9 protein-coding genes are annotated in these 13,477 nt (G+C 74.6%); 6 read left to right on the forward strand and 3 right to left on the reverse strand.

Features of this window, described 5'->3' with window-relative positions; genetic code table 11:
• Window positions 1–25: 25 nt before the first annotated feature.
• From NH342_RS04790 to NH342_RS04810, 5 genes are all read left to right on the forward strand, one after another.
• Window positions 26–1,432, forward strand: coding sequence for a trehalose-6-phosphate synthase (locus NH342_RS04790; RefSeq protein WP_253011972.1), 1,407 nt, complete (start codon window positions 26–28; stop codon window positions 1,430–1,432).
• The gene (otsB, locus tag NH342_RS04795) at window positions 1,429–2,166 is read left to right on the forward strand and encodes a trehalose-phosphatase (RefSeq protein WP_253011976.1); all 738 of its coding nucleotides are present in this window, start codon (window positions 1,429–1,431) and stop codon (window positions 2,164–2,166) included. Before NH342_RS04790 ends, otsB begins: the two co-directional genes overlap by 4 nt.
• A 9-nt stretch (window positions 2,167–2,175) precedes the next feature.
• Window positions 2,176–2,583, forward strand: coding sequence for a universal stress protein (locus tag NH342_RS04800; RefSeq protein ID WP_253011980.1), 408 nt, complete (start codon window positions 2,176–2,178; stop codon window positions 2,581–2,583).
• Between the two features lie 152 nt (window positions 2,584–2,735).
• Window positions 2,736–4,313 carry a methyl-accepting chemotaxis protein gene (locus NH342_RS04805; RefSeq protein WP_253011983.1) on the forward strand — a complete coding sequence of 526 codons (1,578 nt, stop codon included), beginning with the start codon at window positions 2,736–2,738 and terminating at the stop codon, window positions 4,311–4,313.
• Entirely contained in the window at window positions 4,310–5,920 is a 1,611-nt protein-coding gene (locus tag NH342_RS04810; RefSeq protein ID WP_253011986.1) for a methyl-accepting chemotaxis protein, read from the forward strand. The genes NH342_RS04805 and NH342_RS04810 overlap by 4 nt, the downstream gene beginning before the upstream one ends.
• 3 nt (window positions 5,921–5,923) lie before the next feature.
• On the opposite strand, the gene NH342_RS04815 is transcribed toward NH342_RS04810, so the two are convergent.
• Window positions 5,924–6,802, reverse strand: a complete 879-nt coding sequence (locus NH342_RS04815) for a dioxygenase (protein WP_253011989.1) — start codon at window positions 6,800–6,802, stop codon at window positions 5,924–5,926.
• A gap of 150 nt (window positions 6,803–6,952) precedes the next feature.
• On the opposite strand from NH342_RS04815, the gene NH342_RS04820 reads away from it, so the two are divergent.
• Window positions 6,953–11,035, forward strand: a complete 4,083-nt coding sequence (locus NH342_RS04820; protein WP_253011992.1) for a fibronectin type III domain-containing protein — start codon at window positions 6,953–6,955, stop codon at window positions 11,033–11,035.
• A gap of 22 nt (window positions 11,036–11,057) precedes the next feature.
• Here the strand turns inward: NH342_RS04820 and NH342_RS04825 are convergent, their stop codons facing one another.
• Both NH342_RS04825 and NH342_RS04830 read right to left on the reverse strand, forming a co-directional pair.
• On the reverse strand, window positions 11,058–12,923 hold the full coding sequence (locus NH342_RS04825; RefSeq protein WP_253011995.1) for an alpha-amylase family protein: 1,866 nt from the start codon (window positions 12,921–12,923) through the stop codon (window positions 11,058–11,060).
• A 22-nt stretch (window positions 12,924–12,945) separates the two neighbouring features.
• Window positions 12,946–13,392 carry a MarR family winged helix-turn-helix transcriptional regulator gene (locus NH342_RS04830; protein WP_253011998.1) on the reverse strand — a complete coding sequence of 149 codons (447 nt, stop codon included), beginning with the start codon at window positions 13,390–13,392 and terminating at the stop codon, window positions 12,946–12,948.
• Between the last annotated feature and the right edge of the window lie 85 nt (window positions 13,393–13,477).

The following is a 13,477-nucleotide window of genomic DNA, read 5'->3' on the forward strand; positions in this document are numbered from 1 at the left end:
GGTGCTCAGTAGGGTCGGCCACGGTATGGGTGACAAGCAGAGGTCCGAGAGCCCCGTCGTCGTGGTCGCCAACCGGCTGCCGGTGGACCAGGTCGTCGCCGCCGACGGCTCGGTCAGCTGGACCCGCAGCCCCGGTGGCCTGGTCACCGCGCTCGAGCCCTTCGTGGCCGGTCGCGGCGGCGCCTGGGTGGGGTGGTCGGGCAAGGCCGGCGACGCGCCCGAGCCGTTCGAGTCCGGTGGCATGCACCTGGTCCCGGTCGGGTTGAGCGAGGACGACGTCGACCTCTACTACGAGGGCTTCTCCAACGCCTCGCTCTGGCCGCTCTACCACGACGTCGTCGAGAAGCCGGAGTACCACCGCACCTGGTGGAACGCCTACGTGCAGGTCAACCGGCGGTTCGCCGAGAAGGCCGCCGAGGTCGCCGCCGAGGGCGCGATCGTCTGGGTGCACGACTACCAGCTGCAGCTGGTGCCGGCGATGCTGCGGCAGCTGCGCCCCGACCTGACCATCGGGTTCTTCCTGCACATCCCGTTCCCGCCCTACGAGCTGTTCACCCAGCTGCCCTGGCGCTACGCGATCGTCGAGGGCCTGCTCGGCGCCGACCTGATCGGGTTCCAGATGCCGGCAGGCGCGTCGAACTTCGTCCAGCTGGCCCGCCGGCTGCACGACCTGCCGGCCAAGGGCAGCACCATCTCCTACGACGGGCGCACGATCACCGCCAAGGCGTTCCCGATCTCGATCGACGTCGCCGACTTCGAGTCCCTGGCCCGTCGGCCGGAGGTGGTGGCCCGGGCGCAGGAGATCCGCCAGGAGCTGGGCAACCCCGAGAAGGTCATCCTCGGCGTCGACCGGCTGGACTACACCAAGGGCATCGCCGTCCGGCTGGAGGTGTTCCTGGAGCTGCTGGAGGACGAGCTGGTCGAGGCGCCGTCCACGGTGTTCGTGCAGGTGGCCACGCCCTCCCGCGAGCGGGTCGAGCACTACGTGACCATGCGCGAGACCATCGAGCAGCAGGTCGGGCACATCAACGGCGTGTTCGGCTCCACCAGCGGTCCCGCGGTGCACTACTTCAACCAGTCGATGCCCCGCGAGGAGCTCGCCGCCCTCTACCGGGCCGCCGACGTCATGCTCGTGACGCCGTACCGCGACGGGATGAACCTGGTCGCCAAGGAGTACGTCGCCGCGCGCAGCGACAACGGCGGCACCCTGGTGCTCAGCGAGTTCGCCGGCGCCGCCGCCGAGCTCAAGCAGGCCTACCTGGTCAACCCGCACGACAAGGACGGCGTGAAGAAGCAGCTCCTGCGGGCGCTGCGGGCCGAGCCGGCCGAGTCGGCCAAGGCCATGAAGGCGATGCGCCGCCACCTGGCCAAGCACGACCTGGAGCACTGGGCGGGGTCGTTCTTCGCCGCGCTGCAGGCGGAGGCGCAGTGACCGGCCCGGTCACCACCGCCGTCCGCGAGCTCGCCGGGCGCCGTCCGCTGCTGGTGGCCAGCGACTACGACGGCGTGCTGGCCCGGCTGCGCGACGCCCCCGGCGAGGCGGTGCCCGAGCCGTGGGCCCTGGACCTGCTGCGCCGGCTGGCCGCCGCCGACGGGGTCACCGTCGCCCTGGTCAGCGGCCGCGGCGTCGAGGACCTGCGGACGACGTCCGGGTTCGGCGAGCCGTTCCGCTTCGTCGGCAGCCACGGCGCCGAGACCGACGCCGGCCTGGACCCGGCGGTCGCCGCCGAGCGGGACCTGCTGGTCGAGGCCCTGGGCCCCCTGGTGGAGGCGGTCGAGGGCGCCCGGTTGGAGGTCAAGCCCGCCGCGGTCGCCGTGCACGTGCGCACGGTCGTCGACCGGGCCGCCGCCACCGCGCTGCTGGAGCGCGCCGCCGCGGCCGCCGGTCCGCACCACACCGCCAAGCCCGGCAAGGACGTGCTCGAGCTGGCCGTCACCGACGCGGACAAGGGGACGGCGGTGCGCCGGCTGGCCGAGGAGCTCGGTGCCGACGGCGTGCTCTACCTCGGCGACGACGTGACCGACGAGGACGCCTTCCGGGCCCTGGCCGCCGACGGCACCACGGTCAAGGTGGGCGACGGCGAGACCGCCGCGCAGCTGCGGGTGGCCGACCTGGACGGGGTCCGCGACCTGCTGACGGACCTCGCCGCGGCCCTCGAGGGCTGAGGTCCGGCGGTGGCCGTCGTCGTCGTGGGCTACGTGCCCCACGCGCGCGGCCGGGCCGCCCTGGAGCACGCGCTGCTGGAGGCGCACCGCCGCGACGCGCTGCTGGTGGTGGTCAACACCTCCCGCGGGGACGCCCTGGTCGACGAGGAGTTCCTCCGGGGTGACCAGCTGCGCGCGCTCCACGACGAGCTGGCCACCAGCGGGCTGCGCACCGAGGTCCGCCAGCCCGTCCGGGGGCGCGACGTCGCCGAGGAGCTGGCCGCGGTCTGCGCGGAGACGGAGGCAGAACTGCTGGTCATCGGCCTGAAGAAGCGCTCGGCGGTGGGCAAGCTGCTGATGGGCTCGGCGGCGCAGCGCATCCTGCTCGACGTCGAGTGCCCGGTGCTGGGGGTCAAGGGCCCGCCCCGGGAGGGCTGAGCGGACCGTCGACGTGTCGACCGCCGTCGGGCGGTGACCCACAGGTCGGGACGCGGTTCGGTGACATCGCCCCGGAGCGGCTCAAGGTGTGACGGGCGTGACCGTTGTGACGCCTGTGACCGGCACCCGGCCGGCGTCGTCAGGAGTCCACCGTGCGCTGGTTCACCGACCGATCCGTCTCCGTCAAGATCGGCGCCATCGTCGCCGTCGTCTGCGTGATGGCGGCCGCCCTCAGCGGCGTGGCGCTGTCCCGGCTGTCCTACCTGCGGGCGGAGGCCAACGACCTCTACCACGGGCACATCGTCCAGCTGGTGGCCCTCGGCGAGCTGCAGCGCGCCTACCAGGGTGACCGCGCCCGCTACGCCGGCTACGCGCTGCTCGACGAGGACCAGCGGGCCACGATGACGGCCGAGCTGGCCGAGCGCCGCACCGACCTCGACGCCAAGGTCGAGGACTACGGCCAGTACGCCATCGACCCGTCGGCCTGGGCGCAGTTCCGCTCGGACCTGCAGACCTACTACACGATCGCCGACCAGCAGCTGGTCCCGGCCGCCGACGCGGGCAACGACGCCGGGGTGGCGATCGTGCTGACCGGGTCGCTGCAGGCGGCCGTGGACGCCGTCATGGACGACTTCTCCGCCGAGTCCGACCGCTCCAGCACCGAGGCCGCCACCCAGATCGTCGAGACCGACGCGCAGGCCGGCCGGGCCGTGTGGACGCTGGTGGTCGGGCTGGTGCTCATGGTCGCCCTCGGGTCGGCGCTGGCCTGGGCCGTGGTCCGCGGGATCCGGCGGTCGGTCCGCTCGGTGCAGGCCTCGCTGGAGGCGCTCGAGCGCGGTGACCTCACCGTCGCCCCCACCGTGCACTCCGGGGACGAGCTGGGCCGCATGGCCGGGGCGCTGGCCACCGCGCAGACCAACCTGCGGTCGCTGATGGCCTCGGTGGTGGGGTCCGCCGACGCCGTCGCCGCCTCCAGCGAGGAGCTGTCGGCCTCGGCGGCGCAGATCTCGGCCTCGGCCGAGCAGACCAGCGCCCAGTCCGGGGTCGTGTCCGGCTCCGCCGACGAGGTCTCCCGTTCCGTGGCCACGGTGGCCGCCGGCGCCGAGGAGATGAGCGCGTCGATCCGGGAGATCGCGCAGAACGCCAACGCCGCCGCGCGGGTGGCGGCCGAGGCGGTGACCGAGGCGGAGGAGACCAACCAGACGATCCAGAAGCTGGGGCTGTCGTCGAAGGAGATCGGTGACGTGGTGAAGGTGATCACCTCCATCGCGGAGCAGACGAACCTGCTGGCGCTCAACGCCACGATCGAGGCGGCCCGGGCCGGTGAGGCGGGCAAGGGCTTCGCGGTGGTGGCCAACGAGGTGAAGGAGCTGGCGCAGGAGACCGCCCGGGCGACGGAGGACATCGCGCGGCGGGTGGAGGCGATCCAGGCCGACACCGGGGGTGCGGTGGCCGCGATCGGGCGGATCGGTGAGGTGATCGGCCAGATCAACGACTACCAGCTGACCATCGCCAGCGCGGTCGAGGAGCAGACCGCGACCACCAACGAGATGTCGCGCAGCGTGGCCGAGGCCGCCGGCGGCACCACCGAGATCGCCGCCACCATCACCGGCGTGTCCACCGCCGCGGACTCCACCACCCAGGCGCTGGGGCAGACGCGGGTGGCCGTGGACGAGCTGGCCCGGATGGCGGGGGAGCTGCGCACGACGGTGGGCACCTTCACGTGGTGACCGAGACGGTGGTCGAGGGCGGCCGGCAGGTCCGGCGCAAGCGGGGGCTCGCCTACCGGTCCCTGCGGTTCAAGGCCCTGTTCCTGGGCGGGGTGGTGCTCGCCGCGGTCGGCGGGCTGCTCGCCGCCCTGGTGGTCGGCAACGCAGCCATCGCGGCGTCCTCGACCCGGTTGGAGGCGCTGACGGCGGCCCGGACCGCCGTCCTGGAGCTGGGCAACCGGACCAGCGACCTGCAGGTGGAGGCCTACGAGGCCCTCGTCCGCGCCGACCCGCAGAGCCAGCGCGACCAGGTGGCCGCGCTGTCCGGCCAGGTCGACGACCTGGTGGCGCAGCTGGACGCCCTCCCCGCCGACTCCGCCGCCCGGCCGCTGGTCGAGGGGTTGGCCGGCACCGTCACCGACTACGCGCGCACCGTGGTCGGCTTCGTGGACGACGCCGTCGCCGACCAGGACGCCGCCCGGCCGCGGTGGACCGAGGTGCAGGCCGCCGAGGACACCGCCGGCAAGGCGGTGGCGCAGGTGGCCGACGCGCTCGGCGCCGACCGCGCGACCGCGCAGGCCGCCCTGGACCGCACCCTGCTGGTGACCACCTGGGTCGGCCCGCTCGTCGCGCTGGTCGCCCTCGCCGTCGTCGCCCGCGTCGGCAAGGCCACCTACCTGTCGGTGGTCCGGCCGGTGGGCCGGCTCAAGCGGGGCCTGGAGGCCCTCGCCGACGGCGACCTGACCGCGGACTTCGGTGTCCGCGGCACCGACGAGATCGGCCAGATGGGCCGCACCCTGCTGCGGGCGCAGACCTCGCTGCGGGAGGTCATCGGCTCGGTGGTCACCTCGGCCGCGGCGGTCGCGGCCGCCAGCACCGAGCTGGCGGCGTCGGCCGCACAGATCTCGGCGTCGGCGGAGCAGACGTCGGGGCAGTCCGGCGCGGCGAGCACCGCCGCGCAGGAGGTGTCCCGGTCGGTGGCCACCGTGGCCGCCGGCGCCGAGCAGATGGGCGCCTCGATCCGGGAGATCGCGCAGAACGCCAACGAGGCCGCGCGGGTCGCCGCGGGGGCGGTCAGCGAGGCCGCCGCCACGAACGAGACCATCGCCCGGCTGGGCGCCTCGTCCCAGGAGATCGGCGACGTGGTCAAGCTGATCTCGGCGATCGCCGGCCAGACCAACCTGCTGGCGCTCAACGCCACCATCGAGGCCGCACGGGCCGGCGAGGCGGGCAAGGGGTTCGCCGTCGTCGCCGACGAGGTCAAGCAGCTGGCGCAGGAGACCGCCCGGGCCACCGAGGAGATCACCCGGCGGGTCGAGGCCATCCAGTCCGACACCGGCGGCGCGGTCGAGGCGATCGGCCGGATCGGCACGGTCATCGAGCAGATCAACGACTACCAGCTGACCATCGCCTCGGCCGTGGAGGAGCAGACCGCGACGACCAACGAGATGTCCCGGTCGGTGGCCGGTGCCGCGGCCGGGACCGCGCAGATCACCGGCAACATCGACGGCGTCTCCGGGGCGGCGCGCTCGACGACGCAGGCCCTGGGCCAGAGCCAGGTCGCCGTGGACGAGCTGGCCCGGATGGCCGGCGAGCTGCGGGCGACCGTGGCGACCTTCCGGACCTGACCCCTAGAGCTGGAACGAGCGGCGGGACAGGCCCATCATCCAGCCCTCTACCGTCGTGGTGACCGGGGTCTCGGGGTCGTCGGCGGCGCCGAGGGTGACGAACAGCGGGCTCAGGTGCTCCACCGTCGGGTGGGCCCAGGGCAGCCCCGGGGCGTCGGCGGCGTAGCGGGCCAGGCCCTCGACGTCGCCGGCGGCCAGCAGCTCCGCGGCCCAGGCGTCGAAGTCGCGGGACCAGCCGGGCACGGTGCCCGAGGCGATCGACTCGCGGGTGAGGAAGGGCAGGCCGTGGGTCATGAAGCCCGACCCGATCACCAGCGTGCCCTCGGCGCGCAGCTCCCGGAGGCGCCGGCCGAGGTCCAGCAGCCGGTGCGGGTCGTGGGTGGGCAGGCTCAGCTGGAGCACCGGGACGTCGCCGAGGGGGTACATGACCTTCAGCGGCACCCAGGCGCCGTGGTCCAGGCCGCGGCTGCGGTGCTCGTGCACCGGCTCGCGGTCGGGCATGGTCGCGGCCACCCGGCGGGCCAGGTCGGAGGCGTCGGGGGTCTCGTAGGTCATCTCGTAGTACCGGCGGGCGAAGCCGCCGAAGTCGTAGACCAGCGGCGTGTGCGCGGCCGAGGAGGTGATCGACAGCGGGGCGGACTCCCAGTGCGCGCTGACGATCAGCACGTCCTTGGGCTTGGGCATCGACAGCGCCCAGGTGTGCAGCTCGCGCATCCACGGGCCGTCGTCGAACAGCGGGGGCGCACCGTGGCTGAGGTACAGGCTGGGCAGGGCCCCGTCGCCGTCGCTCCAGGTGCGCTGCTCGCGGGCCGCGGGCAGCGCGTCGACGAGGAAGTCGTCGAAGGCGCCGGCCGGCACCCGGGGGTCGAAGATCGAGGCCATGGCCTGACCGTACGCCTCTATGCTTGAGACTTCAAACAACTGTGCACGTCACGATTTGGGATGACATCCGCACCCGGGACCAAAGTCCCGGGCCGTCGGTGCCGAAGACCCGTCCGGACCCACCGCGGGTCCGGACGGGGGATGTTCCACGTGGAGCGAGCGCGAGTCGTGTCCCGGTGGGTGCGTGCCGTCCTGATGCTCGGCGTCGCCGCCGGGACGGTCGCCGTCCTGGCGCCCGGCACGTCCGCGCCGCTGGGCCGGCCGGCGCTCGTGGAGGCCAGCGACAGCAACCCGCTGCCGCCGACGAACGTGGTCATCACGCCCGGCGACGGCCGGTTCACCCAGGTGCGGTGGACGGCCTCCTCGGAACCGAACGCCAGCGGCTACGTGGTCAAGCTGGGCACCTACCAGACCACCGTCACCGGCACCTCGACGACCGCGCCCATCACCGGGCTGACCAACGGCACCGACTACACCGTCGAGGTCTACACCCGGACCAGCTACAACCTGCTCGGCCTGCAGACCGCCACCGGCACCGTGCCGGCCACGGCCACCAGCTACCCCCGGGACGGCGTCGCCCCGGCCGCGCCGACCGGGGTGGCCGCCGTCCGCGGGGAGCAGCAGGTCACCGTCTCCTGGGCGGCCAACACCGAGCCCGACCTGGCCGGCTACCGGGTGCTCCGCGACGGCACGCCGGTCAGCGGCACGCTCACCGGCCGCACCTTCACCGACACCGGCCTGGTCAACGACACCACCTACCGCTACACCGTCCAGGCGATCGACGTCTCGCGGCAGTGGTCGGCGGCCTCGTCCCCGGCCGTGGCCGCCACGCCCACCGACCTGACCCCGCCCGGGCCCCCGAGGATGCTGCTCGCCGAGCGCGGCGACGGGCAGGTGACGCTGTCGTGGGCCGCGAACCCCGAGCCGGACGTGGCCTCCTACCGGCTGCTGCGCGACGGCGTCGAGGTGGCGACGATCCCCGCCGGCTCCCACGGCTGGACCGACACCGGCCTGGTCAACGACCGGACCTACCGGTACGCCCTCGTCGCCGTCGACACGCACGGCAACCGGTCGACACCGACCGCGCAGATCAACGCGACCCCGACCGACCTGACGCCCCCCGCGGTGCCGACCGGTCTGGCCGCGGCCCGCGGCGAGACGGTGGTGACCCTGAGCTGGTCGGCCAACGCCGAGGCCGACCTGGACTTCTACCGCGTCCTGCGGGACGACGTCCAGGTCGCCGTGGTTCCCCGCGGGACGACGACCTACCTCGACACCGGCCTCACCAACGACCGGACCTACGGCTACCGGCTGGCCGCCGTCGACACGCACGGCAACGCCTCGGCCGTCTCCGACCCGGCGGTCACCGCGACCCCGACCGACCTGACGCCCCCGTCGGTCCCGGCAGGGTTCGCCGCGGCCCGCGGCGACGGCCGGGTCGACCTGTCCTGGACGGCGAACACCGAGGCCGACCTCGCCGGCTACCAGGTCTACCGCGACGGGCTGCTGCTGGCGACCGTCACCGGCACCGGCTACGCCGACACCGCGGTGACCAACGACGTGACCTACCGGTACCGGCTGGCCGCCGTCGACACCCACGGCAACGCCTCCCTCCGCACCGACCCGGTGGACGCCACCCCCACCGACCTGACGCCGCCCACCGCGCCGACCGGGCTGACCGCCGTCCGCGGCGACGGCCAGGTCGCGCTGAGCTGGCCGGCGAACCCCGAGACCGACGTCGCCTCCTACCGGGTGCTGCGCGACGGCACCGAGGTGGCCGTGGTCGGCACCGGGACGTCCTACACCGACACCGGGCTGGTCAACGACCGGACCTACGCCTACCGGCTCGTCGCGGTGGACGCCCATGGCAACCGCTCGGCGGTCTCCGACCCGGCGGTACCCGCCACCCCGACCGACCTCAGCCCCCCGGCCGTGCCCACCGGGCTGGCCGCCACCCGCGGCGACGGCCAGGTGGTGCTGACCTGGACGGCCAACGCCGAGCCCGACCTGGCGACCTACCGCGTGCTGCGCGACGGCGTCGAGGTGGCCACGGTCACCGGCACCACCTACACCGCCACCGGGCTGACCAACGACCAGCAGACGTCGTTCTCCCTGGTCGCGGTGGACACGCACGGGAACCGGTCGGCTGCCTCCGCGCCGGTCGACGCCACCCCGACCGACCTCACCGCCCCCGCTGCGCCCACCGGCGTCGCCGCCGACCGCGGCGACGGCCAGGTGACCATCAGCTGGGCGCCGAGCACCGACCCCGACGTCGTCGGCTACCGGGTGCTGCGCGACGGCGTCGAGGTCGCCACCGTGACCGGGACGTCCTGGACCGACACCGGGCTCATCAACGACACCGCCTACCGGTACACCGTGGTGGCCGTCGACGGGCACGGCAACGCCTCCGGCCCCTCGACCGCCGTGGACGCCACGCCCACCGACCTGACCCCGCCCGCCGCGCCGGTCTCGCCCGCGGCGACCGCCGGCGAGCGCCAGGTGACCGTCACCTGGTCCGCGCCCGCCGACCCCGACGTCGTCGGCTACCGGGTGCTGCGCGACGGCGTCGTCGTCGCCACCACCACCGGGACCTCCGCCACCGTCCCCGGCCTGGCCCCGGGGGCCGCCGTCGACCTGCAGGTCGTCGCCGTCGACGCCCACGGCAACGTCTCGGCCGTCTCGGCGACGGTGCGCGCGACCCCGTACGACACCACCGCGCCGGCCGCGCCCACCGGGCTCACCGGTCGGCCGGGCACCGGGTCGGCCACGCTGACCTGGACCGCCCCCGCCGACGTGGACCCGCTGACCTACCGGGTGTTCCAGGACGGCGTGCAGGTGGCCACCACCGGTGCCACGACCGCCACGGTCACCGGGCTGGTCACCGGCACCTCCTACACGTTCACCGTGCGGGCGGTGGACCCCAGCGGCAACGTCTCGCCCGTCTCGGCGGCGGTCGTCGTCGTCCCGGTGGCCGGCACCGTGCCGGCCCAGGGCTCGGGCGAGACCGGGGCGCTGGCGGTGAGCTCGGACGGCCGGTACGTGGTCACCGGCACCCGCGCCCGGCTGGAGGCCTCGGACACCAACACCGCCTACGAGCTGTACCGGGTCGACCGGGTGGCCGGCACCGCCAGCCGGATCGCGCCGCTGCCGGCCACGGCGACCAGCGCCGACGCGACGAACTCCGCCGCCCCCGCGATCAGCGACGACGGACGCTACGTGGCACTGGCCACCAGCGCCGCGCTCGTGCCCGCCGACACCAACGGCCGCCCCGACGTCTACCGGCTGGACACCTCCACCGGCACCTGGGCGCTGGTCAGCGTCCCGGCGACCGGCCGGGTCAGCGCCTCGGTGCCCGGCACGCAGCTGCAGACGGCGTCCTCGGTGTACGCGACGAGCCCGGCCGTGGTGATCAGCGGTGACGGCGACCTGGTGCTCTTCTACTCCGCGCGCAACGACCTCGGCCCCACCGACGGCAACGGCGTGGTGGACCTCTACGCCAAGCGGCTGTCCACCGGTGCGGTCACCCGGGTGTCGGCCACCGCCACCGGCGGCGAGCTGCCCCGCCAGGTCGCCGGCCCGGCGCTGGCCATCACCCCCGACGGCCGGTACGCCCTCTTCCCGGCCACCGGGTCCAGCGGCCCCGTGGTGCTCTACCGGGCCACCCTCGCCGGCGGTGCCGACCCGGTCGTGGTGAGCACCTTCGGCTCCACCCCCGTCGGGGTCGCCCGCGACACCGGCGACGTCGACCTCTCCGACGACGGGCGGTACGTGGTGTTCTCCACCTCGGCCAAGCCGTCGGCGCCGACCAGCTCGGGGACGACCCAGCTGGCCTACCGCAGGGACACCCTCACCGGCGCCGTGGTGGCCCTCGGCGACGGCCAGACCTCGGCCTGGGAGCACCAGCTCGCCCTGGACCCGACCGGTCGGTACGCCTTCTTCACCACCGCGGCGGCGCTGACCCCGGGGGACACCAACGGGCACACCGACACGTTCCGCCGGGACCTGGTCACCGGGGTGCTCACCCTGGTCACGGCCGACGCCGACGGCCGGCCGGTCACCGGGCCCACCGGCCCGGTCGCGCCGACCGAGTACGGCCGGCCGGTCGCGGTCAGCGGGGACCTGGTCGTGCTCACCACGTCCCAGGCGCTGCTGCCCGCCGACACCAACCGGCTGCGCGACCTCTACGTCAAGGACCTGGCCAGCGGGGTCGTGCAGTCCCCGGTGCCCGGCTGACCGGTCATCGGAGCCAGACCGCTCAGCGCAGCCAGACGGCCTGGTAGGGCGCCAGCTGCACCGCGCCGTCGGCGATCCGTGGGCCGGCGCCGGTGAGGTGGTCGACCACGGTCGCGGGGTCCAGGCCCAGCTCCCGCAGCAGGTCCAGCGGCACGTGCCGGGGCCCGGGGGCGACGTTGTAGGCGCCCAGCACGGTGCCCAGCGGGTGGTGCCGGGCCACCAGCAGGACGGCGGGGTCACGCGGGTCGAGCACCGTGGCCGGCACCGAGGCGTGCAGCTGCGGCAGCGACGTGCGGGCGCGGACCAGCGCGGCGATGCCCTCGGCGATGGCCGGGGAGTCCGGCACCGGCCGGTCGTCGGGCCCCCAGGTCAGCCGGGGGCGGTGGACCCACCGGTTGTCGTCGGCGTGCCCGGGCTCGTCGGCCCACCGCGGGTCGTTCTGCAGGCCCAGCTCGTCGCCGGACCACAGCACCGGGATGCCGCCGAACCCCATGACCACGGCGTGCGCGAGCAGCACCCGGGCGACCGCCTGCGGGTCCCAGGAGCCCAGGCCGGCCAGCGACGCCGCCGTCCCCGAGATCCGCCGGTCGCCGGTGGCCTCGTTCTCCCCGAACACCAGGCCCTGCGCCCAGGACTGCCAGAAGTCCCCCGAGTACCAGTCGGACAGGAACCGCCGGTGCTCGTACCCGCTGATCCCGACCGCGGCGGCGTCGCCGTCGTCGATCGCCCAGCCGATGTCGTCGTGGCAGCGCACGTAGGTGATCCAGGCCGTCGTCGGGGGCGGCACCGCCAGCTGCTGCAGGGCATGGGAGGCCAGCACGGCGTCGCGGCTGGCGAGCATCGACCAGACCTGCACCATGAGGCCGTTGTGGTAGGCGAGGTCGCTGACCTTGCCCCAGTGCTCCCCGGTGCCCAGGTAGGGCATCAGGTCCCGCGGGCCGACGATGGCCTCGGCCTTGAACAGCAGCGCCGGGCACGCGATCCGGGCCACGGTGCGCAGCGCCTGGGTCAGCGCGTGCACCTCGGGCTGGTTCTGGCAGTTCGTGCCCAGCCGCTTCCAGGTGAAGGCGATGGCGTCCAGCCGGAGCACCTCGACACCGCGGTTGGCCAGGTCCAGCACCACCTGGGCGTACTCGCACAGCACGTCGGGGTTCGCGAAGTCGACGTCCCACTGGTAGCTGTTGAACGTCGTCCAGACCCAGCCGGCCAGGTCGTCGTCCCAGGTGAAGTTGCCCGGCGCCAGGTCGGGGAAGACCTCGGGCAGGGTGGCCTCGTAGGCGTCGGGCTGCGTGCGGTCGGGGAAGACGTGGAAGTAGGCGCGCTTGTCCGGGTCGCCGGCCTTGGCCGCCAGCGCCCAGGCGTGGGTGTCGGCGACGTGGTTGAGCACCAGGTCCAGGCACAGGCTCATGCCCCGGCCGCGCAGCTCGCGGGTGAGCGCCTCGAGGTCGTCCATGGTCCCCAGGTCGGCCCGGACGGAGCCGTGGTCGGCCACCGCGTAGCCGCCGTCGTTGGGCGGCGGGCCGGGGGTGAGCAGCGGCATCAGGTGCAGGTACCGGACGCCGAGGGACTCCAGGTAGGGCACCTTCGCCGCGACCGCGGCGAGGTCGCCGGCGAACCGGTCGGCGTAGGCGGCGTAACCGACCACGTCGGGCCGCTGGAACCAGTCCGGTGCCAGCGATCGGCGCAGGTCGAGGGCGTGCAGCTCGTCGGGGCGGGCGGCGAAGGCGCGGGCGGCGGCCAGCAGCAGCCGGTCGGCGACGGCGGCCGGGTCGGGGTGGAGCAGGGTCAGACCGGCCAGCAGGTCGGGCAGCCACCGCTCGACGCGGGCGGCGAAGAGCTCGCGTCGGTGCGCGGGGAGGTCGGCGAGGACGGCGTCGACGGCAGGCACCGGTGCAGCATCCCAGCCCGGCTCAGGACGGGGCGGACCAGCGGCGGGCCGACAGCTCCCCGACCATCGTGGCCAGCTCCGCGCGCAGCCGGGGCAGGTCCTGGACCGCCTCGCCCAGCACCCGCTCGGCGGCGTCGTCGGCCCCGGCCTCGGCCAGCGCCGCGCGCCCGGAGTCGGTCGGCTTGACCTCGACCCGACGCCGGTCGGTGGCCGACCGCTCGCGGACGACGTGGCCCTGCCGCTCCAGGCGCTCCAGCATCCGGCTCATCGTCTGGTCCTCGACCTGCATCGCCTGCGCGAGCTCCCGCTGCGAGCGCGGCTGCGCGGCGAGCAGGTGCAGGACGGCGAAGCTGGCGTGGTTGAGCTCCCACCGGGCCAGGTGGGTGTCCCAGGCGTGCTCGGCCAGCCGTGCCGCGGTGGACAGCAGGCGGCCCGTGGCCCAGCCGGACAGGTCGGACGGCTGCGACACGCAGACACCTCCCCCGTCGAATGGTCAGCAGGCTGAGCATCCCCTACGATTCGCTCAGCAGGCTGACCATTGTGCCCCCCAGGAG

It is taken from the genome of Klenkia sp. PcliD-1-E (assembly GCF_024124375.1).
In the GTDB taxonomy this organism is placed as follows: domain Bacteria; phylum Actinomycetota; class Actinomycetes; order Mycobacteriales; family Geodermatophilaceae; genus Klenkia.